We start from the raw sequence: 22,417 nt of genomic DNA, 5'->3' as shown, positions 1-22,417 counted from the left end.
AGCTTTCCATGAGTATCGAAATTAAGGTACCCGTATTACCAGAATCAGTTGCTGATGCAACAATTGCTACTTGGCATGTAAAACCTGGTGAGGCGGTCACTCGCGATCAAAACTTAGTTGATATCGAGACTGATAAAGTTGTGTTAGAAGTGGTAGCACCAGAAGACGGTTCGATTTCTGAGTTGTTATTCCAAGAAGGCGACACAGTTTTAGGCGAGCAAGTGATTGCTAAGTTTGTTGCTGGTGTTGTGTCTGGTCAAGAAGTGACTAAAGCTGAAGCTCAAGCTCCTGCTAGTGACGCGGCAAGTGATGAGTCTAGCGACGCATTAAGCCCATCTGTACGTCGTTTAATTGCGGAGCATAATCTTGATGCTGCAAAGATTAAAGGCACTGGTGTTGGTGGGCGTATCACTAAAGAAGACGTTGAAGCATTTGCTAAATCAGCACCTGCTAGCAAACCTGCTGCTGTAGCGGCACCGGTTGCACCGTTAGAAGGTCGTAGCGAGAAACGTGTTCCAATGTCACGTCTTCGTAAAACGATTGCAAAACGTCTTTTAGAAGCGAAAAATTCAACGGCTATGCTAACTACGTTTAACGAAGTTAACATGAAGCCAATCATGGATATTCGTAAGCAGTACCAAGACATTTTCGAAAAACGCCATGGTATTCGTTTAGGCTTTATGTCTTTCTATATCAAAGCTGTGACAGAAGCGCTAAAACGTTTCCCAGAAGTGAATGCCTCTATTGATGGTGATGACATTGTTTATCACAACTATTTTGACATCAGCATTGCCGTATCAACACCTCGCGGATTGGTAACACCAGTTCTGCGTGATACCGATACCATGAACTTAGCTGAAATCGAAAAAGCGGTACGTGAATTAGCCATTAAAGGCCGTGACGGAAAACTTTCTGTTGCAGACATGACTGGCGGTAACTTCACTGTGACTAACGGTGGTGTTTTCGGCTCACTAATGTCTACACCAATTTTGAACCTGCCACAAAGCGCAATCTTAGGCATGCATGCCATTAAAGATCGCCCAATGGCAGTCAATGGTCAGGTTGAAATCCTGCCTATGATGTACCTAGCACTCTCTTACGACCACCGTATTGTTGATGGTCGTGAGTCAGTTGGCTTCTTAGTCGCAATTAAAGACTTCTTAGAAGATCCAACTCGTCTGCTACTTGATCTATAAGTTAGTAGATAAACCCTCGTCGCTGGCTCATGGTGAGCCAGTTGGATTTGATTAGAAGTATATGGATAGATCATCATGAATTTGCATGAGTATCAGGCAAAATCTTTATTTGCCGAATATGGTTTACCAGTCTCTGAAGGCTTTGCATGTGATACTGCTCAAGAAGCAGTAGAAGCGGCTGGCCACATTGGCGGAAACTTATGGGTTGTTAAGTGTCAAGTACACGCAGGCGGCCGTGGTAAAGCGGGTGGCGTTAAAGTGACCGGCAATAAAGACGAAATCAGAGCATTCGCTGAAAACTGGTTAGGTAAGAACTTAGTAACGTACCAGACTGACGCTAAAGGTCAGCCAGTTGCTAAAATTCTAGTTGAAAGCTGTACTGACATCGCTAACGAATTGTACCTAGGTGCAGTGGTTGACCGTAGCACACGTCGCGTTGTGTTTATGGCATCAACAGAAGGTGGTGTTGATATTGAAACTGTGGCTGAACATACGCCAGAGCTTATCCACACAGCTATCATTGATCCGTTAACTGGTCCTCAAGCTTTCCAAGCTCGTGATCTTGGCTTTAAGTTAGGTTTAAACCCAACTCAAATGAAGCAGTTCACTAAGATCTTTATGGGTCTTGCGAACATGTTTAACGACCATGATTTTGCGTTATTAGAAATCAACCCACTTGTTATCACAACTGAAGGCAATCTTCACTGTTTAGATGGCAAAATTGGTATTGATGGCAACGCATTATTCCGTCAGCCAAAAATCAAAGCGATGCACGATCCATCACAAGATGACGCTCGTGAAGCGCACGCTGCTAAATTTGAATTAAACTATGTTGCTTTAGACGGTAACGTAGGTTGTATGGTTAACGGTGCTGGCCTAGCAATGGGCACAATGGACATCGTAAACCTACACGGCGGCAAGCCTGCTAACTTCTTAGACGTTGGCGGTGGAGCAACGAAAGAACGTGTAGCTGAAGCCTTTAAGATCATTCTTTCTGACAGCAATGTTAAAGCGGTATTGGTTAACATCTTCGGTGGTATCGTACGTTGCGATATGATCGCTGAAGGTATTATCGGTGCGGTTAAAGAAGTTGGCGTTAAAGTGCCAGTCGTTGTACGTCTTGAAGGTACTAACGCCGAATTAGGTCGTGAAGTATTGGCAAAATCTGGTCTTGATATCATCGCGGCTACAAGTCTAACTGACGCGGCTGAGCAAGTTGTTAAAGCTGCGGAGGGCAAATAATGTCTGTTTTAATTAACAAAGATACCAAGGTAATCTGTCAAGGTTTCACTGGTGGTCAGGGTACTTTCCACTCTGAACAGGCGATTGCTTACGGCACGCAAATGGTTGGTGGTGTTTCTCCTGGTAAAGGTGGTCAAACTCACCTAGGTCTTCCAGTGTTTAACACTGTTAAAGACGCTGTAGCAGCAACAGGTGCAACTGCAACTGTTATCTACGTACCAGCACCATTTTGTAAAGACGCTATCCTTGAAGCAATCGATGCTGGCCTAGAGCTAATCGTTTGTATCACTGAAGGCATCCCTACACTTGATATGCTACAAGTGAAAGTGAAGCTAGAAGAAACTGGCGTTCGCATGATCGGTCCAAACTGCCCAGGTGTTATCACTCCTGGTGAATGTAAGATTGGTATTATGCCTGGTCACATTCACTTACCTGGAAAAGTCGGTATTGTTTCTCGTTCTGGTACATTAACGTACGAAGCGGTTAAGCAAACGACTGATGAAGGTTTCGGCCAATCTACTTGTGTAGGTATCGGTGGCGACCCAATTCCTGGTACTAACTTCATCGACGTATTGGAAATGTTCCAAAACGATCCACAGACTGAAGCGATTGTTATGATCGGTGAAATCGGTGGTAATGCTGAAGAAGAAGCGGCTGCTTATATCAAAGCACACGTAACTAAGCCTGTTGTATCTTACATTGCTGGTGTTACAGCACCAGAAGGTAAGCGCATGGGCCATGCTGGCGCAATTATCGCTGGCGGTAAAGGTACTGCTGAAGACAAGTTTGCTGCTCTTGAAGCTGCAGGCGTGACCACTGTTCGCTCTTTAGCTGACATTGGTAAAGCTTTACGTACTCGTACTGGTTGGTAATTTATTCTCCAGTTTAAAAAGGCGCCTCGGCGCCTTTTTTATTGCCTTTGAGATAGGTTTTTATCGATGCCCATCATCAGTATTATTTTTCCGATTATGTTTATGGTTGCACTAGGTTATGGACTCACTCGAGCCGGCTTTTTTAGCAAAGAACATATTGCAGGGATCAGTAAATTTACTTTTTATGTCAGCATACCCGCTTTTCTATTTATTAATATGTTTGCCGCACCATTAGCACAAAGTATTGATCCATTTTCTTTATTCGCTTTTTATATCCCCGTGTTGGCAGTGTTTGCCATTGGTTACCTTATTAATCGATATTTGGCGGCTAAAACACTGCAACGCAGCGATGCCAGTGCCGTTTTTGCTTTAGGCTGCAGTTATTCTAATACTGTGATTGTCGGTTTGCCGGTGATTACCGCGGCATTAGGTAAAGCAATGATTGGGTCAATATTTATGATCATTACTTTCCACAGTGCATTTCTATTTGCGTTAACATTTGCTTTGGCCGCTCGTGCTCAGCAGCAAGGTTTTTCGTGGCGCCATTTTATACGCTCCATGGTATTAAATCCGGTTGTGCTAAGTATTAGTCTTGGTATTGTAGCCAATGGCTTGAGCCTTAATTTAGGCGAACAACTTAATGATGGGCTCGTATTATTAGCCAAGCCTGCATTGGCCTGCGCATTATTTGTTTTAGGCGCTAATCTGAGTTTTTATCGGATAGGCGACAACTGGCGTTTTGCCTTGATAGCGAGTGGGTTAAAAGTACTATTATTACCCGCTTTAGTTTATGTGATGGCGGCTATCGTGTTTGAGTTACCTGCGCAAAACACCATGATGTTAGTCTTATTAAGTGCTTCACCGTTAGGCGTCAATGCCTACCTTATTGCGACTGAGATTAAGCAACATCAAGCAACATTAGGCAGCACGGTAGTGTTATCGACTTTGTTATCAGTATTAAGCTTTAGCTTATGGTTAACGTGGTTGGTTTAGCAGAAGTAATACCAATACATGAATTTCAGATAATAAAAAACCAGCAACAATGCTGGTTCTTTTACAACACAAACCGACTATTCGTCAGCGTGATCACATGTGTCGTTAGTGCAGTGACCATAAAGATACAAACTATGGTGCGTCAGCTTAATATTATGTCTCATTGCGATTTCATCTTGACGGCGTTCAATGACATCGTCAGAAAACTCAATCACTTTATCACAGGTTAAACAAACCAAATGGTCGTGATGTTGCTGTGTCGACATTTCAAACACGGCTTTACCATTTTCAAAATGATGACGATTTAAAATACCGGCATCATCAAACTGGTTTAAGACTCGGTATACTGTAGCTAGGCCAATTTCTTCGCCAATTTCGAGGAGTTTTTTATATAAATCTTCAGCACTGATATGTTGGTTACCTGGGTCTTGCATCAGTTCTAGAATTTTAACTCGCGGCAGGGTTATTTTTAATCCGGCTTTTTTGAGCGCTTGATTTCCATCTGTCATTGCTAATCTCTTGATTGCAGAACCCATCGGTTCATCGGTGGATAATCTGACCATTATATGTCTTGAAGATAAAAACATAAACCTCTTAACACGGTTAATCAACTTATATGCAGATTATTTAGTAAAACAGCCACAAATGTTGATAATATTTGCGTTAAATCACTAAAAACTATTTAATAAACTTACTTATACTAAGGGATTATTGCACTCTATAAGCGATAAGATAAGCTATAAGATAAGATGGCGTTAACAGATAAAAACATCACTTAAGTGGAATTATTGTTAGCTGTTTATCATGATAAGATGCCATAAAGTGTTACTGTTACATTAGCAATAATAGTGTCATAACAATAATAAGGGACTTAACATGTACCGGCAAATTGTGGTACTGACCGGCGCGGGGATTTCAGCTGAGTCAGGGATTAAAACCTTTAGAGATCAACATGGCTTGTGGGAGGAACACCATATTGAAGATGTTGCCACTCCAGAGGGTTATGCTCGTGACATTGATTTAGTCGAGCGTTTTTATAATACTCGCTGGCAGCAACTGCATGGTGGAGATGTTGAGCCCAATGCTGCCCATGCTGCGCTGGCAAAACTTGAAGATGAATTTGATGGTGAGCTCCTAGTTATCACCCAAAATGTCGACGATCTGCATGAACGTGCCGGTTCACGCCGCTTGTTACACATGCATGGTGAGCTATCAAAAGGACGATGCCCGCAATCTTTACAAACGTTTATATTGCGTGAGCCTTTTGGTGTCGATAATTGCTGTACTTGTTGTATTCCTGCGCGGCGATTACGTCCACATATTGTGTGGTTTGGTGAAATGCCATTTGGCATGGATAGAATTCACGATGCCTTAGACCGTTGCGATTTGTTTATTGCCATCGGGACTTCGGGAACCGTTTATCCGGCAGCGGGTTTTGTTGATTCAGCCAACCATCATGGTGCTCAAACGGTTGAAGTAAACCTTATTGCTGCAGACAGACATAGCCAATTTCAATATCATTTAACGGGTAATGCAGGCGAAATTGTACCGCAATTAGTTGAACAGATTTTAGCGGGTAAGGTGATTGGTAGTGACACCGCCGATGAATAAGGTGACAGCCGTTATGAATCATCCTAACGTAGCCATTATTATGCGAGGATTGCCAGGCAGCGGTAAATCTTATTGGGTGGAGCAATACATTAGCGCGTTAGGCATTGAACAGTCTTTTCACATTAGGCAATATGGCTATTTTTCAACCGATGATTATTTTATGCATAATGGCGAATACACGTTCAATCCGCACAAATTGGCGCAATATCATCAAGCTAATTTAACGGCATTTATAAATGCGATGTACCATGGTGAACCTGTGGTTATCTGCGATAATACTAATGTCGCTAAATGGGAGTTTATGGCTTACGAAGCAGCGGCAAGGGCATTAGGGTATCAGGTGAGGGTCGTCTTAGTCGGTCAACCCAAAGATGCACAGCATCAACAATTATGTGCCGAGCGAAATCGTCATCAGGTGCCGTTAGCTCATATTCAGAAAATGGGGCACTTATTTGAAATAGAATAAGGTTTCTGAGGCAATAAAAAAGGCGCTGTTAGCGCCTTTTTTGGGTTTTAGCGTCAGGATTACTGAGCGACAGGGGTTGTTAAGTCAATGCTATAGATAGCAAAGCCAGCAACTACATCAGCCGTTAATGGTAATTTAACCATTTTACGTTGTTGATTTTCAGTCACAAACTTATCAGCAACTTCACTGTCTTGAGTTTCAAAACGAATGTCTAATGCCACTGTAGCATTGTCGATTGTTTTAAAGTCCCAGTTGTAATCTGCAGATGGGTCAACCATAGCATCATAACCACCAGTGGCATTAGGTTGTGATTGTTCAGTGATATAAGCAGACAATGCATCACGGTTAGTATCAGGCAGTTCAAGCACCACGTGATCAGAACCGGTACCCGCAAACGATCCACCAAAAGCACGGTAGTTATTTGATGCCACAACAAATGACATTGCAGCTAATTCGTCACCGGTAATCATAGTGCCGTCTTGCGCAGTGTACGCTAAGTCTACAATACGATTTGCATCAGCATTAACAACTGCGCAGTTACGGTCAAACTTACTTGGCTGAGTGACGTCAATTTTGTATGTTAAGCCATCGATAACATCGAAGTTATACGTTGGGTGGCCTGCACGGTTAATCAAGTTTTGTGGTGTACTGACTGTTGGGTCAATTTGGTTAAATTGGTTGGCTGAACATTCAAGCCAATCTTTTAACTCAGCACCGGTCGCTTTAACCGCAACCATTGTATTTGGGTATAAATACAAGTCTGCAGCGTTTTTGTAAGACAGATCGCCTGCATCAACTTGTACGTATTGGCTTGCATCACCTTCAGCATAACGTCCACCGGCTTTAAATGGCGCAGATGCAGATAGGATAGGTAAGTCTTTTAAATCATCAGTGATTAATGCTTTAACGCGTGCAATTTGTGCATTTGATACAATTTGAACGGTTGGATCATCTTGTACTAAGGTTAAGAAGCTGTACATGTCAGCCGCTGCAACACCAATAGGTTGGCTGACATATTCGATAGTGCCATTATGTTCAACTTCAATCGCATCGCGTAAGCTTGCTTCGCCAGTGACTAATTCAACTTTATTAGCATTGTCGTAAATAGGACGCGCTTTTGCTGTTGATTCCTCATGAATAACAGTCCATTTACCTTCTACTTGACGTACGACTAAATCAACCACACCTAGGTTATCACCCCAACGTCCTGGCATTACGGCTGGTACGCCGTTTAATAAGCCTTTAGTGACATCGGTGTTTGGTAAATCGCTATAGGTTGCAGAAGGGAACACAGAGTGGCTGTGACCAAAGAAAATAGCATCAATACCATCAACGTTCGTTAATGCATATGTTGCGTTTTCTGCCCATGGATCGCCAGGGTTTTCGCTTGAACCAATACCAGAGTGCGGAATCGCTAAAATAATATCAGCGCCTTCAGCTTTCATTTGTGGCACAAATTTATTGGCCGCTTGAACAATACCTAATACTTCAACTTTACCGTCTAAGTTTGCTTTGTCCCATTGTAAAATCTGTGGTGGAACAAAACCGATATAACCAATTTTAATGGTTTGCTCATTACCGTCTACGTCAGTAACGACTTTCTCTTTGATGATATAAGGCGTGAACATGTTTTCATTAAATAATACGTCATCCCAACAACCGTCTTTGTCTGCACAAATAACGTTAGCATTAATATAAGGGAAGTTTGCACCGTCTATTGATTGCTCTAGGAATGATAAACCATAGTTAAATTCGTGGTTACCGATATTACCGACTTCATAGTCAAGCGTATTCATCGCCTTGTAAACAGGGTGAGTATCGGTAAGCATGTTGCTTTCAGTTTTGAATTTATTGGCAATATAGTCGCCCATAGGGCTGCCTTGTAATAAATCGCCGTTATCAACCAATACTGAGTTAGTGACTTCAGCACGTGCAGCATTGATTAAGCTAGCGGTACGCACTAAACCAATGGTTTTATCTTCTTTACCAGAGTAATAGTTGTAATCCATCATATTAGTATGTAAATCAGTGGTTTCCATTACGCGCAGTTTAATGTCTGCAGCCACTGTATCTTTATTATCGTTATTATCTGAATTACAACCGCCTAGCCCCATTGCGCCAGCGATAACAACAGCAAGTACTTTTTTATTTAACATAATTATCTCTCTGTTTATTTGACCCCGGGGCATAATTTGTCATATGCCCCTAACGTAGCGTTAACATCGTTTACCTATTTTGATAATAAAATGAAAACACGCCCGTGATTATAAGCATAATTAATGAATAAATTGTGATGAAACACTAAATTAAATTGATTAATAAGTGAGAACGCTCAAATGTTAAGCGTAATTGGTGATAAATTAATTTTTAACTGAGTTGATTAATGAAGTGAAATATTAACAATATGAAAGGTGTGTTTAATATTCATAGTTTTATATGAATGAGTTTTGTTGTCATTGATTTAATCAGTATTGTCGATGCGTTGAATATATATTCATTATTTTTGTTATTACATTCGCAATGATATTAATTTCATTGCGAATGTAATTTTGGCTGTTGTTATCAATGTAGTGTTAATGATCTTATTACTTTAAAAAGCCTCTACTGCGTAATAAGGGGTCTATTCCTGCTTCTTTGCCCCTAAATTGTCGATATAATTTCATCGGATCTTCACTCCCTCCTTTTGAGAGTATATTGTCGCGGAATTTTTGTGCTGTCATTGGATCAAAAATACCGTTTTCTTTAAAGGCTTCAAAAGCATCAGCGCCTAAGATATCTGACCACAAATAGCTGTAATAACCGGCAGAATATCTACCTGAAAAAATATGAGAGAAATAAGAGCTACGATATCGTGGACTGACTTCATTGATTAAATGCATTTTTTTCAATGAGGCCGCTTCGAATTCCGCTGCGTCATGAATTTGATTATTTTCAAGCGAATGCCAATCAAGATCTAAATAGGCAGCGGCCATGTACTCAACAGTATAAAACCCCTGGTTGAATTGACTTGCCGCTTGAATTTTCTCTATCAAAGATTGCGGGATCACTTCATTGGTTTGATAATGCCTGGCAAATTGCGCTAATACTTCAGGTTGAGTCATCCAATTTTCCATCACTTGTGAAGGAAACTCAGCATAATCCCGTGGTACAGCGGTGCCAGATTGTGAACGATAAGTCACATCAGACAACATACCATGCAGAGCATGACCAAATTCATGGAAGAGGGTACTCGCTTGGGCAAAGGTTAATAGTGCTGGTTCTTTACCCGCTGGACGTGGGAAGTTTAAAACATTCACGACGATTGGCATGGATTCTACACCATTCATCTTATATTGCTGACGATACACGTTCATCCATGCACCGCTGCGTTTACTTTGACGAACAAAATAATCACCCATAAATATTGCCAGTAAGCTGCCGTCTTTATCGTACACCTCCCAGGTTCGCACATCTGGATGATATTTCGGTAAGTCATCACGCTCGATTAATGTGATGCCGTATAAACGATTAGCAGTATAGAATACGCCTTTTATGGTGTTTTCCAGTGAAAAGTAAGGTTTAGTTTGTTGTTCGTTAAAACTATATTTAGCGACACGGATCTTGTCAGAGTAATACCACCAATCCCATGGTTGTATCGTGATATTAGCCCCCTGGGTATCGACTAAAGCCTGCATGTCATTGACTTCACTTTTTGCTTTGCTTAGCGCAGCAGGCCAAATTTTATCAAGTAAGTGATAAACATGTTCAGGTGTTTGTGCAGTACGTTCTTCAAGGACAAAATGGGCATAACTCTTGTAACCCATAAGCTCAGCGAGTTCGGAGCGTAGTGCGGCAATTTTGGCTAAAACAATTTTATTGTCATGTTTATTATCTTTATTTGCTTTTGATATGTAAGCATTAAATATTGTTTCACGTAATTGACGATTATCGGCATAGGTTAAAAATGGTGTTATGGAAGAGCGGTTTGTCGTGAATACCCATTTTCCAGGATAGCCTAGACGAGTTGCTTTACGTGCTGCAATATCGATAACATCTTGTGGCAAACCGGATAACTGTTCTGATTCTTCGATAACAAGTTCAAAATCATTAGTTTCTGCAAGTAAATTATTAGCGAAAATAAGATTTAGCTTACTGATTTTTTCATTCAACTCTCGTAACGTGTTTTTGTCTTCAACTGATAAGTTGGCTCCTCCTCGAGTAAAAGCGAGGTAAGTGTCACGTAGAAGTTTAGTTTGTGCGGTATTAAGCGATAAATTATCGCGTAACGCATAAACCGCTTTGACTCGTTGAAACAGCAAATCATTAAGATAAATATCATCTTTAGATGCCGATAATTTCGGGGCTATCTGTTTAGATATTTTTTGTAGTTCATAACTTGTGTCAGCACTGGTTAAGTTAAAAAAAACGTGTGTCACCTTTGACAGTAAATCTCCAGAGAACTCTATCGCCTCAATGGTATTGGCGAAAGTAGGGGGTTGTGGGTTATTGGCAATGGATGTGATTTGCTGGTGTAACTCTGCTATGCCTGCTTCAAATGCGGGTAAATAATCTTCTGAGGTAATGTTGGTGTAGTCAGGTATTTGGTAGGGGGTGTCATAAGGTTTAAAAAAAGGATTGTTTATGTCTTGTTGTATTATTTGTTCTGCGGTTATCTGAACTTCTGTTAACGTTGCCTGAGAAGGTGACGTTGAGCATGCATTTAGAGCTAAGACAATGGCCATACTGGAAAAAAACGGCTTAAGCGATAATCCCTTCATATGATATCCTTTTCGATTATTACTTGAAACATGAGTAATAAAATGTCGCTCATTTAATCACTCTATTTCAAAGCGTAGGTTATTTTTGAACCCGTATTGTACCTATGTGGATGTAAATATTATTATAGCGAATGTAAAGATTACATTTAGTCTGTAACAAAAAAGCCGAATAACTTGTGAGTTACTCGGCTTTTAAATAACGATGATATATGCACTAACAGGCGGTGATTACGGTTTTAAAATCACTTTTACCGTAGCATCAACATCTGCTTCGTCAATATAACCAATCGCATTAGGATTGCTGGCAACAGCTGATTTCATTGCAGCTGCGCTAGGCACCGTTGCCGGTGGGTTACCTTTACCGGTAAAGACCTGTTTTGACCAAAATGCTTTAAGCTGAGCATCTGATTTACCGGTAACGGCTTGGTGAAACGCACTGCGTGTAGCGTTGCCTTCTTCAAGCTCATAAACCACAACAGATGAATCGCCTTTACCTAAAAAGGCTTTTTTTGCATCACTTGCCGACATATCGCCAGAAGCGCTGTTACCAATAACCACTACGGCAGCGTTTGCTGAAACAATAGCTGACAAACTTAGTGCTAATACACTGAATAACGTTTTCATTTCGACACTCCTTAGAATACTGCGTCAAATTTAACGGTGTAGATTAAGGTGTCATCGTAAGTGAATTTACCTGTTGTTGTGTCCATGCTGTTGTTAAGGAAACCACCAGAGGTGTCACCAAAATCATCAGCATAAGTGACGTCAAATTTAACCGCGACGTTATCGATTGCGTCCCAACGTAAACCTAGGCTGTATGCCATTCGCTCAGCATTAAAGGCAACCATTTGAATTGCTGCGGCTTGAGATAGTGGTAAACGCTCGTCATTGTCTTGAGTTTTCAAGTAGGCGACAGTCACATAAGGCGTAAACTCTTTAATGCGGTAACCTAATGTTAAATAACCAGAATCACTATCAGGGTAGGCTCCATCAACTTCAATACGAGTCAATTCTGTCACTGCGATAACTTCACCGTTATCATAACTTGCGCCGACACCCACGAAGGTACCTTTGTCGTCATTGAGTTCTAAGACTGTGTAGCCTGATTCACTTTTAACGCTACCATCAAACTTTGCTTGACCATATACCGCACGTAAAGTCCACGTTTCATCTGTCCAGCTGACGTTTGCACCCATCAAATTACTGACATCAGTGCCCGTAGCTTTAACTTTCGATTCGCCGCCAAACATTTGCATTGTTAGGGTTGAGTCATCATAGTCGACATCATATGATGCACCTGCACCTGTGTATGACGAGAACGGCACAGCACCGTAAACTTCTTCTGGTGGGCGTGCAAAAGGTTGTGCATATCCCACATCTAAGTAGTCTGAATACATGAATAAAGGTACGCGCAGTTTACCACCACGGAGTTTAATGCCATTTTCAAAACGGTGTGCTAAATAAGCCCATTCTGCTTCTACTTCCCAGTCATATTCGCCACGCATCATTAACTGTAAAACAGCTTGAGTGCGGTCAGAAATATCGAATGTGGCTTGTAAGCCCACTTTGCTGTCTTCACTGAAGTTTGCACTTGAATCAGCACTGTTATAGCCAACGTCATTGTCTGAGCTAATATAAGCACCACTGATAAAACCATTAAGTTTCACTTTATCTTTTAGGCTTGCATTTTGCTGTGATTGTAACGCTTGAACTTGCTGTTCTAACTTGGCGATTTTCGCATCTGCTGCGTCGTCAGCTAGGGCAATACTCGGCGCCATTGCAATCGAAATTGCGACAGGCAACGCTTTCAAATTAAATTTCATGTTGTCACTCCTGGTTATTACTCATCATTCGCCCAAAGGCTCATTTTTATAATAGATATTGCCGATACAATGTACTCAAACCTTAAATTGGTTTGTAATAGATTGCAGTTTTTCACTTATGTTTTGAATATCAACGCTTATTCCGCCCATATCCGTTGTAGTAGCCCTGACTTTTTGCGCACTGCTTTCCATCTCGGCCACATATTGTTGAATTAATACTGACGTATTGTGCTGCTCTTCTGTGGCAGCGGCAATTTGGTCATTCACCTCTGCAATTGCACTGACTTTATTGGTAATACTGGTTAAGGCATCACCCGCTGTTGAGGTTGAACGAACGCCTTTGTCAGCCGTTTCAATACCGCGTTGCATCGCATCAACCGCTTGTTTAGAGGTGGTTGTTAGCTCTTTTAACACTTTTTGAATTTCTTGAGTCGATGTTTGTGTCCGTGATGCGAGAGTTCTCACTTCATCCGCGACAACAGCAAACCCTCGGCCATGCTCACCGGCTCTTGCCGCTTCAATTGCCGCATTTAATGCCAATAAGTTAGTTTGGTCTGCAATACTGCGTATGGTGTCAAGGATGCCATTGACCTTATGAGTAAAGGCATCTAATTGATTTACCACAACCGCAGTGGTTTGTACTTCTTCAGCTAAGGTTTTTATCGTGTCTACGGCTTCATTTACAATCACAAAGCCTTTCTTAGCTTCAGTATTGGCATTTTCAGCCTCTAATGCTGCACTTGATGCATACTCTGCAATATGAGTAACACTGACAAACATCTCTTTCATCGCATGAGAAATTTGTTCAATTGCCGCATTCTGGCGTTCAACATTTAGTTCACTTTGCTGACTGCCGTTTAATAAACCGAGTGCCACTTCATTTAAATGTTCTGTTGTGTGCTTTGTATCGGCAAAAGATGATTGAAGTTTAGTAATAAATTGATTAAACCAATAAACAAGTTCTGCTATTTCATCTTTGCCTTGATATTGTATGCGTGAGCGTAAATCGCCTTCACCTTCAGAGATGTTTCTCAGAGATTGAGTCACATTATCGATTGTACTGATAATAGAGCTATTGACTAATAATCCGAACCCAATCATGACCACCGTCGCGACAATGCCAATGATTAACACACTGTTTTCCGCTTGTTCTGTTCGGGTTATCGTGGTCTGGATCTGTTGTTCAAATTGCTCAGAATAGGCTTGTTTTTTCTCGGCAAACTGCTTAAGTAAGGATTGATAGCGTTTGGCGTTATCAGCCGCTTGAACTTGTATTTTACTAAAGTCGACATCATCTTTAATAAACTCAGCGGCCAAACTTCTGGCGTTTTCATGATACAAGGCTAATTCACGCTTTTGCTGTTGCACATGGCTAACCTCTGTTGGCAGTAATACCGCTAACTCGGTCAAATTATCGTTAATGTGTTTAACCATTGTTGCCGCAATATCTAAACTGTCTTCTTCGCCAGTAGTAATCGCTGACTGAATAGTTTGATCTAACTGTAGTAATAAGCCTTGGTTAACGGTCGCTAAATTGAGCGCGGGATAAAGTTGGTTTTGAAGTCCGTTTAACCGTTGTGCATTGTCTTCACCCGTTTGGTTGTTAATGATTAACGAAATCACAAACGACACAATGGCGACAAATGTTAGCAGGGCAATTCTGTGCCTGATTTTTAAATTAGTTAGCTGCATGGCGCCCTTTTCGTAGTAAGTTGATAACCAGTTAATAATAACATTATAAATTTAGTGATTAAATTGCTAATAAAAACGGATGCTTATTAACAAACTGTTGATTGTGTAAAGTATCGTCAGTTATTGCGTTAAAGCAATATAGGATGCGTTTGAAAATTATTTTTTTAATATAAAAATTAGCATTAGATTTTTCTAATACCATGAAAGTGTGATGTTTTATTGTGATTTAATAATAAACAGTTGTTTTGTTTTTTTAAAGTGATGTTTACATTTGAGATGGCTAGAACTAGAAGTGTAATAAAATTTATTTACAATTTTTTTGTCAGTTTAAGCGTTATCAATGAAGAGTCGGCGTGTAGTTATAACGTTTAGTTTGCACCTCATTATTTTTAAATCTGAATAATTAATAAAGGCGACTTTACATTAAAGTCGCCTTTACGTTACGTGCTGATTGAGTTTAGCGGTTAGTGTTAATAACCAACAGCGGCAGAACCTGCTCGGCGAGGATCAGATGCGCCGAAAATACCTTGATCTGTAACCATGATCGATTGCGTGCTGCCAATAGATTCTTGGGTTTTTACCTGGTGACCTTTGGCTTCAAGTAGCGAGATGGTATCGCGATTTAGCGTATGCTCGGCCCAAATAAAGTCTGGCTGCCATTGATGGTGGATTCGAGCTGCCGCAGTGGCTTCAGCAATATTCAATCTGTGGTCAATGACATTCATGATGATTTGCAAGGTAATGTTAATAATGCGCGAACCGCCTGGGCTGCCAGTCACAATGAACGGTTTACCGTCTTTCATGACAATCGTTGGGCTCATCGAACTTAATGGTCGCTTATTACCTTGAACCGCATTGGCATCGCCACCGATTAAGCCATAACCGTTAGGTGTACCGGGTTTAACTGAAAAGTCATCCATTTCATTGTTAAGTAAAATACCGGTGCCTTTTGCCACGAGTCCAGAACCGTAACTAAAATTAAGGGTATAAGTATTTGCCACTGCGTTACCCCATTGGTCTACAACAGAGTAATGCGTGGTTTGGTCGCTTTCATAACCGGCAAGTTTACCGGGTTTTATTTCACTGCTTGGGGTGGTTTTATTAATCGCGATTTTATCTGAAATCGTTTTAGCGTATTCGCGGCTAATTAATTGTTCTACAGGCACAGTAATAAAATCAGGGTCACCTAAAAATTCACTGCGGTCGGCATAGGCATACTTCATGGTTTCTGCCATAAGGTGTAGCGTATTTGCCGTATTGTGTCCTAACTGATCAATGGGGAATTTTTCGAGGACGTTGAGCATTTCAATAATATGAATCCCCCCAGATGACGGTGGCGGCATAGAAACGATTTCGTAACCACGATAATGACCACGCACCGGTTCACGTTCAACCACTTTGTAGTTTGCTAAATCTTGCAAACTCATCACGCCGCCTGCATCTTGAACTGCTGCTACAATCTTGTTCGCTGTTTCACCCTGGTAAAATCCTTTACTGCCTTTGTCTGCAATAAGTGATAACGAATGAGCTAATTCTGGCTGTTTTAAGATTTCGTTTACTTGATAGTCACTACCATCGGCGTGATAGAAAATTTTGGCAGAACTCGGCCATTGAGTAATACGTGATTTAAGCCCGCTTAATGAGTTTGATAAATCAGAGGTAACCACAATACCGTCTTTGGCTAATTTAATCGCAGGGGCAATCACTTGTTTTAAATTCATGGTGCCGTATTTTGCTAACGCAAGCTCCATACCCATAACGGTACCCGGGACGCCTACTGCTAAGCCATGCTCACGGCTAAGTTTGTCGACGGCATTTCCTTTTTCGTCTAAAAAGATATCTTTATGGGCTTTACTTGGCGCGGTTTCACGGTAATCGATAGCAATGGTTTTATTTTGCTCTGCTAAATGTACTAACATAAAACCGCCTCCACCGATGTTGCCCGCTCTGGGGAGTGTAACGGCGAGGGCATAACCCACTGCAACAGCAGCATCAACGGCATTGCCGCCTTGCTTTAATATATCGACACCAATTTTGCTTGCAATCGCTTCTTGGCTTGAGACCATGCCATGTTTGGCATAAATTGGCTGCGCGGTCGCCATTTCGCTGAAAATAGAGATATCATTGGCATAAGATGGGGCGCTGTGTAAGGCCGGATAGCACAATGAGACTGATAATGCTGCGCTAAGTAATAATGGTTTCAGTTTAGGGAGTCGGCTCACGATCATTCCTTGGTGTTTATTTATTTGATTATGTTGTTGAAGATGCCACATGATAGCGGCAATTGGTATGAGATTTTAAATAGAACGATTAAACATTTACAGGTGGGTATTGAGTGGAACAAACCAGGGCGCTAGTTTATCAATTCAGATTTATTAATACTATTAGTGAGATAAAAAAATCCGATTGGAATGATTACTTTGGAATCACTCATCCATTTACACGTCATGAATATTTATCCGCATTAGAATTAAGCCACTGTGTGAGTGTAAAAACTGGCTGGCAACCACAGCATTTAGTGATAAGTCAGGATGATACATTTATTGCGTTGATGCCGATGTACATTAAAACGCACTCTTGGGGAGAGTATGTGTTTGACTGGGCTTGGGCGGAAGCTTATGAGCGAAATCAATTAGACTATTACCCTAAATTAGTCAGCAGTATCCCCTTTACACCAACAACCGGGCAACGTATTGGCTTTGCGCCATCGCTAAGTGAAGCTGAAAAACAATGTGTGATTGCCCAAGCGAGCCAGTTTATTCGCCAGCAGCTTGTTGAGCGTAATTGGTCATCTTGGCATGGATTATTTAGCCAGCAATCACAACATGAACAGTGGGGGAATACAGACGTCATTCAACGTCTTGGTTGTCAATTTCATTGGCGTAATCAAGCCTATAGCGATTTTAATGACTTTCTGGCGAGCATGAGTTCTAGAAAACGTAAAAACATCATTAAAGAACGAGCTCAAATTCAGCAAGCCGCGTTGCGCTTTACCTTTGTTGATGGCGATAAAGCCACTGTTGAGCAATGGCAAGGATTTGTGCAATGTTATCAACGGACTTATTTGAAACGCTCTGGTCATCAAGGCTATTTGTCGGCTGATTTCTTTTCATTAATCGCCAGGACTATGGGCGAATCAATTCGGTTGTTATTGATTGAGAATAGCGATAATCAACTTGTGGCATCCGCGCTTTATTTTGTCTCAGACAGCCATTTATACGGTCGTTATTGGGGAGCGTTAAACGAGTTTGATGGTTTGCACTTTGAGGCTTGTTATTATCAAGGCATCGAATATGCCATTGCTAATCAGTTAAGTGTATTTGACGCAGGCGCGCAAGGTGAGCATAAAGTGGCCAGAGGATTTTATCCTGTTGCCACTTATTCAAGCCATATTATTAAGCATCAAGGCTTTAGTGAGGCCATTGCTGATTTTTGTCAGCAAGAACAGCAGCACATTAGCCTTTATATGCAGCAGATGACAGAGCAATTACCCTACAAGGTGAGTGATCAGTAAGAGCAGTAACAAGTCTGGCTCTACAGAAGCAATAGCGTCAGTAAGGTCATCTAACAAGAAGGGCGTAGGTTTTTGGTATTAATCCAGTGCGAGCCACACACCTACAAGCATCATCAAGCTACCGGCGATACGGTTCATCCAACGGATATTATCGCCGCGGCTTAAAAACAGCCGTAAGCTTTTACCGCCACTGGCATAGGCTAGCATCGATACGCTTTCGGTTATCATGATAATACCCAGTAACACACCAAGCTGTGGACCAACTGGATTATCGACATTAATAAACGGTGGCAATAGTGAAATCATGAACGCCCAGCCCTTAGGGTTGGCAATGGCGGTGATAAACCCTTGGCTTATCAGGCTTACACGGCGGGTATTGACTTGTGCATTGTCGATGACCGCCATTTTACCTTTCGCGCGCCACATATTAATGCCGATATATACAAGATAGGCGCCGCCGACCCATTTGAGTAAATCAAATACCTGTGGGTAATTGAGCATAATGCTGGCAACGCCTAACACCGCGGCTATCGCAACCAATGCTACGCCAACAAGCTCACCTAACATCATCCATAATGTTTTACGTACTCCAATGCTCATGCCCAGTGTCATTGCTAAGGTCATGCACATTCCTGGGGTGATAGAGACAAAAAAGAACGTGGGTATAAATACGGCTAGTACGGCGTAATCAGGCATGACTCGAGTCTTTAATAAACAATTTAGAGGGCTGAGTGTAATGGCCTAAAATGATAAAAACCAGCAATTTGCTGGTTTTTATGTATCAGATTATATTGATTGCTTACAGCACACCGCGTTTCATTTGATCGCGTTCAATGGATTCAAATAACGCTGTAAAGTTACCTTCGCCAAAGCCAAGGTTATTTTTACGTTGAATAATCTCAATGAAGATAGGGCCGAATAGATTTTTGGTGAAAATCTGTAATAAATAGCCGTCATCATCGCCATCAACCAAAATTTGGTGATGTTTAATGCGATCATGATCTTCGGTGACTTGTGGTAGCTTCTCAAAAATGGTGTCGTAATATTCAGGAATAATATCCAGCGTTTTAATCGATGTGCCTTCCATTGCATCTAATGACGCCACGATATCACGGCTTCTAAAGGCTAAATGCTGTACACCAGGGCCGTTATATTCACCCAAATATTCATCAATTTGATTTTTATCGTTGCCTTTACCTTCGTTAATCGGGATGCAAAAACTGCCATCTGGCGAACGTAACGCATAAGAGACCAATGCGGTTTGCGCACCGCTAATGTCAAAGTAGCGTACTTCGGTAAAACCAAAGATATCCTTATAAAAATTCGCCCATTTCTCCATGGTGCCTTTGTAGACATTGTTGGTTAGGTGGTCGACTTCCATAAAGCCTTTTTCCGGCGTGACAATTGGTTGCTCTAAATCGACAAAGTCGGTTTGATAGATATTGTTTTGCTCGCCAAAAGTGTCGATAAAATAAATTAAGCTGTCGCCAATACCGTAAATGGCTGGGTAGGGCATGTCTTTGTTTGCATCATCTGCAGGTTTAGCGCCGCGATTAACCGCTTCTGTGAATGCAAAGTCAGCATCTTCAACACGCCAACCCATCGAGCAAATTGCTGGGCCGTGCGATTTAGCAAACTCAGCAGAAAAGCCTGAGCGACCTTTATTTAACAAAAAGTTAATGTCGTTTTGTTGGTAATAAACGATGTCGTTGTTTTTTGCTTTTTTTAACATCGAAAAACCAAAATCAATAAAGACCTGGTGCATATATTCTGTATCTGGGCTGGCAAATTCAGTAAATTCGATGCCTAAAAGTCCCAGTGGATTAAGTTCGCTAGCCATTTTGTTTTCCTTTTTGTTATGTCAACACGCCATCACTCTTTGGTGACTTTGGTTAAATATAAACGCGGTCTTAGTTTTCTAACCAAGAGCGGTTGTAATCATCACTCATGCAATTTTTTACATGAGTTGTTAAGTTAAGTGGGTTGAAGGTATCTACCATCACCGCATATTCGTAAGTTTCTGTTTTACCAATCGAGGCTTCGGTGCGGCCAGGTTGTGGGCCATGCGGTACCCCTTTTTGATGTAACGTCATGTAGCCTGCTTCAATCCCGGTACGGCTCATAAAGTCGCCGTCAACGTAATAAAGCACTTCATCGCTGTCGATATTGTTGTGGTAATAAGGTGCCGGGATCGACTTTGGGTGGAAGTCGTAAGGGCGCGGCACAAAATTACAAATCACGAAATTGTGTGCGCTAAAGACTAAATGCTCAGATGGCGGTAAATGAATTTTGCCAACTTTAGGTGCATACTCGCTAATGTTAAACGCCCATGGGTACACACAACCGTCCCAACCGACTAAATCAAATGGATGCCATTGCAACATCATTTGTTGATAGCGATCGCCAAACTTACACACTAAGGCAAACTCGCCTTTTTCAACCACTGCATCGGTTAAGGTTGGGGTGCGAATATCACGTTCGCAATAAGGTGCAGATTCAAGCATTTGGCCGTATTCATTTCTAAAGTGTTTTGGCACTTCCACCATTGACGATGATTCAATCACAAACAAGCGTACGTTTTGATAATCATTAAAGGTTAATTGGTATGTGGTACCGCGGGGAATAATCAAGTAATCCCACTTTTTGGTGTTAATAACGCCGTACTCGCTTAACAGTTGGCCTTCACCCTCGTGGATAAAGACCACTTCGTCAGCATAAGCATTGCGGTAAAACTCAGTTGTGGGCTCAGTGACCTTGGCGGTATACATCGCTACATCGTTATTGAAAAAGATTTTATTACGGGCACTAAAAAAGTTGCCTTGGCCATCGGCCTGGCGCGAATCCAATTTATAGTTTTGAATTAAAGGATCTTGCCATTGCTCACCGTGCCCTAACGTATAAGGCTTAACATCAATCGCCTTTGTTGGCATGTTATGGTGATACTTGTTGGAATAAATATTTGAAAAACCGTGAGTTGAAAATAACTCTTCGCGATAAAGTTCACCATTGTCTTTTTCAAAGGCGATATGACGCTTAGTCGGAATGTGTCCTTGCTTAACATAGAATGGCATTTGATATTCCTATGGTTAATCGACTGCGTGTGACGCGGCTGAATGTTGATTATTGTTATGGCCTAATCGCACTGGGCAAACCAATATGTGATCTTATTAACAATTTAGTGGTAAAGATCCACAAAAAAAAGAATAATAAAAAGCTTATCTCAATCAAATTAATAGATGGTTACGTTAGCTTTACACAAGTGTATTGATAACAAGACACTGGAGCGGCTATGCGAATTGATATTGATGCGTTTAATGTACTGCAAGTCCTTGTTGAAGAAGGAAGTTTTTCTAAAGCGTCGGAGCGATTACATAAGGCTCAGTCTGCAGTGAGCTACCAAGTTAAAAAATTAGAACAACATTTAGGGGTGACTTTATTTAATCGTGATCATTACCGCGCAGAGTTAACGCCGGAGGGAAAGGTGATTTTGGCTGAAGGCCAGCGTTTATTGCAGCACTTGGCTAACATAGAACATCTTGCCAGCAGATTCAGTCAAGGCTGGGAACCCAAGCTTGAACTGGTGATTGATGGTGCTCTGCCCATGGAGCCGATCATGAGTGCTTTAAAGCTGATGTCTGAACATAACATTCCCACTAAAATCCAGTTAAATATGGAGTTTTTAGGCGGGGTGCAACATCGGTTTGAGCGCGATCAAGCAGATTTAATGCTAGTTAAAGATTATCGAACGGGACCGTCTTATCTCCCTAAACCGTTACCGACTATCACCAGTGTGCTGGTGGCTTCACCCATGCATCCTTTGAGTCAATTGCACAACATCAGCCTACCTGAATTACAACAGCATGTTGAGCTCACCATTGAAGATTCCTCTCCGAGTAAACGAGCACGTGATGAAATGCAATTTGGTGGTGATAAAGTGTTTTATCTCTCTGGCTTTATTATGAAAAAGAATGCCTTATTAAAAGGCTTGGGCTTTGGCTGGATGCCTGATTTTTTGATCACAGAAGAACTCGCTAACGGTCAATTAACGCAAGTGGATTTTATTGGTGGTAACCGTTTTAGCTTCACGCCACAATTAGTGTCAACGCTAGAGCGGCCATTAGGCCGAGCAGGCCAATTATTTACCGAACTTATTTTGCAAGAATTTGCCCTGTATCAACAGCAACAAACTGGCTTTAGTGGTACAGGTTTAGGTTAACTGGTATTAACAATAATCACTTAGACATATTATGT

Annotated in this window: 18 protein-coding genes; 8 read left to right on the top strand and 10 right to left on the bottom strand. The window is 41.4% G+C overall.

Annotated elements, in window-relative coordinates; genetic code table 11:
- Positions 1–8: 8 nt before the first annotated feature.
- The 4 genes from odhB (at position 9) to AC19MX_RS09960 (ending at position 4,303) form a co-directional block, all read left to right on the top strand.
- Positions 9–1,196 carry a 2-oxoglutarate dehydrogenase complex dihydrolipoyllysine-residue succinyltransferase gene (odhB, locus tag AC19MX_RS09975; RefSeq protein ID WP_432404755.1) on the top strand — a complete coding sequence of 396 codons (1,188 nt, stop codon included), beginning with the start codon at positions 9–11 and terminating at the stop codon, positions 1,194–1,196.
- 75 nt (positions 1,197–1,271) lie between these two features.
- Positions 1,272–2,438 carry an ADP-forming succinate--CoA ligase subunit beta gene (sucC, locus tag AC19MX_RS09970; RefSeq protein WP_011637796.1) on the top strand — a complete coding sequence of 389 codons (1,167 nt, stop codon included), beginning with the start codon at positions 1,272–1,274 and terminating at the stop codon, positions 2,436–2,438.
- The gene (sucD, locus tag AC19MX_RS09965; protein WP_432404758.1) at positions 2,438–3,310 is read left to right on the top strand and encodes a succinate--CoA ligase subunit alpha; all 873 of its coding nucleotides are present in this window, start codon (positions 2,438–2,440) and stop codon (positions 3,308–3,310) included. Before sucC ends, sucD begins: the two co-directional genes overlap by 1 nt.
- A 66-nt stretch (positions 3,311–3,376) precedes the next feature.
- The gene (locus AC19MX_RS09960; protein WP_432404761.1) at positions 3,377–4,303 is read left to right on the top strand and encodes an AEC family transporter; all 927 of its coding nucleotides are present in this window, start codon (positions 3,377–3,379) and stop codon (positions 4,301–4,303) included.
- A gap of 77 nt (positions 4,304–4,380) precedes the next feature.
- Here the strand turns inward: AC19MX_RS09960 and fur are convergent, their stop codons facing one another.
- On the bottom strand, positions 4,381–4,812 hold the full coding sequence (fur, locus tag AC19MX_RS09955) for a ferric iron uptake transcriptional regulator (protein WP_432404764.1): 432 nt from the start codon (positions 4,810–4,812) through the stop codon (positions 4,381–4,383).
- 367 nt (positions 4,813–5,179) lie between these two features.
- Between fur and cobB the strand changes: the two genes are divergently transcribed.
- Complete coding sequence (gene cobB, locus AC19MX_RS09950) at positions 5,180–5,914, top strand: Sir2 family NAD+-dependent deacetylase (RefSeq protein WP_432404767.1); 735 nt, start codon at positions 5,180–5,182, stop codon at positions 5,912–5,914.
- 13 nt (positions 5,915–5,927) lie between these two features.
- On the top strand, positions 5,928–6,380 hold the full coding sequence (locus AC19MX_RS09945) for an ATP-binding protein (protein WP_432404776.1): 453 nt from the start codon (positions 5,928–5,930) through the stop codon (positions 6,378–6,380).
- 59 nt (positions 6,381–6,439) lie between these two features.
- Here the strand turns inward: AC19MX_RS09945 and AC19MX_RS09940 are convergent, their stop codons facing one another.
- From AC19MX_RS09940 to ggt, 6 genes are all read right to left on the bottom strand, one after another.
- On the bottom strand, positions 6,440–8,536 hold the full coding sequence (locus AC19MX_RS09940; protein ID WP_498297798.1) for a bifunctional 2',3'-cyclic-nucleotide 2'-phosphodiesterase/3'-nucleotidase: 2,097 nt from the start codon (positions 8,534–8,536) through the stop codon (positions 6,440–6,442).
- Positions 8,537–8,965: 429 nt separating this feature from the next.
- Positions 8,966–11,137 (bottom strand): M3 family metallopeptidase, encoded by a 2,172-nt coding sequence (locus AC19MX_RS09935; RefSeq protein WP_498297796.1) that lies wholly within the window; start codon positions 11,135–11,137, stop codon positions 8,966–8,968.
- 228 nt (positions 11,138–11,365) lie between these two features.
- A complete protein-coding gene (locus tag AC19MX_RS09930) occupies positions 11,366–11,761 on the bottom strand; it encodes a type 2 periplasmic-binding domain-containing protein (RefSeq protein ID WP_498297794.1) in 396 nt (131 codons plus the stop codon).
- Between the two features lie 11 nt (positions 11,762–11,772).
- Positions 11,773–12,960 (bottom strand): porin family protein, encoded by a 1,188-nt coding sequence (locus tag AC19MX_RS09925; RefSeq protein WP_498297792.1) that lies wholly within the window; start codon positions 12,958–12,960, stop codon positions 11,773–11,775.
- A 75-nt stretch (positions 12,961–13,035) separates the two neighbouring features.
- Positions 13,036–14,652, bottom strand: coding sequence for a methyl-accepting chemotaxis protein (locus tag AC19MX_RS09920; RefSeq protein WP_498297790.1), 1,617 nt, complete (start codon positions 14,650–14,652; stop codon positions 13,036–13,038).
- A 470-nt stretch (positions 14,653–15,122) separates the two neighbouring features.
- Positions 15,123–16,880 (bottom strand): gamma-glutamyltransferase, encoded by a 1,758-nt coding sequence (gene ggt / locus AC19MX_RS09915; RefSeq protein WP_498297802.1) that lies wholly within the window; start codon positions 16,878–16,880, stop codon positions 15,123–15,125.
- Positions 16,881–16,987: 107 nt separating this feature from the next.
- On the opposite strand from ggt, the gene AC19MX_RS09910 reads away from it, so the two are divergent.
- Positions 16,988–18,166 carry a GNAT family N-acetyltransferase gene (locus AC19MX_RS09910; protein WP_498297788.1) on the top strand — a complete coding sequence of 393 codons (1,179 nt, stop codon included), beginning with the start codon at positions 16,988–16,990 and terminating at the stop codon, positions 18,164–18,166.
- A 78-nt stretch (positions 18,167–18,244) separates the two neighbouring features.
- Here the strand turns inward: AC19MX_RS09910 and AC19MX_RS09905 are convergent, their stop codons facing one another.
- The 3 genes from AC19MX_RS09905 to AC19MX_RS09895 all read right to left on the bottom strand — a co-directional run bounded on the left by AC19MX_RS09905 (position 18,245) and on the right by AC19MX_RS09895 (position 21,237).
- Positions 18,245–18,862, bottom strand: coding sequence for a LysE family translocator (locus AC19MX_RS09905; RefSeq protein WP_498297786.1), 618 nt, complete (start codon positions 18,860–18,862; stop codon positions 18,245–18,247).
- Positions 18,863–18,965: 103 nt separating this feature from the next.
- Positions 18,966–20,006, bottom strand: coding sequence for a 4-hydroxyphenylpyruvate dioxygenase (hppD, locus tag AC19MX_RS09900; protein ID WP_498297785.1), 1,041 nt, complete (start codon positions 20,004–20,006; stop codon positions 18,966–18,968).
- Positions 20,007–20,076: 70 nt separating this feature from the next.
- A complete protein-coding gene (locus AC19MX_RS09895) occupies positions 20,077–21,237 on the bottom strand; it encodes a homogentisate 1,2-dioxygenase (protein WP_498297783.1) in 1,161 nt (386 codons plus the stop codon).
- A 218-nt stretch (positions 21,238–21,455) separates the two neighbouring features.
- Here AC19MX_RS09895 and AC19MX_RS09890 point away from each other — a divergent pair, with 218 nt between their 5' ends.
- Positions 21,456–22,382, top strand: coding sequence for a LysR family transcriptional regulator (locus tag AC19MX_RS09890; protein ID WP_498297781.1), 927 nt, complete (start codon positions 21,456–21,458; stop codon positions 22,380–22,382).
- Positions 22,383–22,417: the final 35 nt, after the last annotated feature.

The sequence above is a fragment of the Shewanella sp. MF05956 genome (assembly GCF_059758055.1).
The sequence above is the reverse complement of the archived record's forward strand: the minus strand, read 5'-3'. Positions and strand labels throughout refer to the sequence as shown.

Coding starts and splice junctions, on each gene's coding strand:
- sucD (WP_432404758.1), top strand. CDS start 2,438: ATGTCTGTTTTAATTAACAAAGATACCAAGGTAATCTGTCAAGGTTTC.
- cobB (WP_432404767.1), top strand. CDS start 5,180: ATGTACCGGCAAATTGTGGTACTGACCGGCGCGGGGATTTCAGCTGAG.
- fur (WP_432404764.1), bottom strand. CDS start 4,812: ATGACAGATGGAAATCAAGCGCTCAAAAAAGCCGGATTAAAAATAACC.
- AC19MX_RS09890 (WP_498297781.1), top strand. CDS start 21,456: ATGCGAATTGATATTGATGCGTTTAATGTACTGCAAGTCCTTGTTGAA.
- AC19MX_RS09960 (WP_432404761.1), top strand. CDS start 3,377: ATGCCCATCATCAGTATTATTTTTCCGATTATGTTTATGGTTGCACTA.
- AC19MX_RS09905 (WP_498297786.1), bottom strand. CDS start 18,862: ATGCCTGATTACGCCGTACTAGCCGTATTTATACCCACGTTCTTTTTT.
- odhB (WP_432404755.1), top strand. CDS start 9: ATGAGTATCGAAATTAAGGTACCCGTATTACCAGAATCAGTTGCTGAT.
- ggt (WP_498297802.1), bottom strand. CDS start 16,880: ATGATCGTGAGCCGACTCCCTAAACTGAAACCATTATTACTTAGCGCA.
- AC19MX_RS09940 (WP_498297798.1), bottom strand. CDS start 8,536: ATGTTAAATAAAAAAGTACTTGCTGTTGTTATCGCTGGCGCAATGGGG.
- AC19MX_RS09930 (WP_498297794.1), bottom strand. CDS start 11,761: ATGAAAACGTTATTCAGTGTATTAGCACTAAGTTTGTCAGCTATTGTT.
- AC19MX_RS09935 (WP_498297796.1), bottom strand. CDS start 11,137: ATGAAGGGATTATCGCTTAAGCCGTTTTTTTCCAGTATGGCCATTGTC.
- sucC (WP_011637796.1), top strand. CDS start 1,272: ATGAATTTGCATGAGTATCAGGCAAAATCTTTATTTGCCGAATATGGT.
- AC19MX_RS09920 (WP_498297790.1), bottom strand. CDS start 14,652: ATGCAGCTAACTAATTTAAAAATCAGGCACAGAATTGCCCTGCTAACA.
- AC19MX_RS09895 (WP_498297783.1), bottom strand. CDS start 21,237: ATGCCATTCTATGTTAAGCAAGGACACATTCCGACTAAGCGTCATATC.
- AC19MX_RS09945 (WP_432404776.1), top strand. CDS start 5,928: ATGAATCATCCTAACGTAGCCATTATTATGCGAGGATTGCCAGGCAGC.
- AC19MX_RS09925 (WP_498297792.1), bottom strand. CDS start 12,960: ATGAAATTTAATTTGAAAGCGTTGCCTGTCGCAATTTCGATTGCAATG.
- hppD (WP_498297785.1), bottom strand. CDS start 20,006: ATGGCTAGCGAACTTAATCCACTGGGACTTTTAGGCATCGAATTTACT.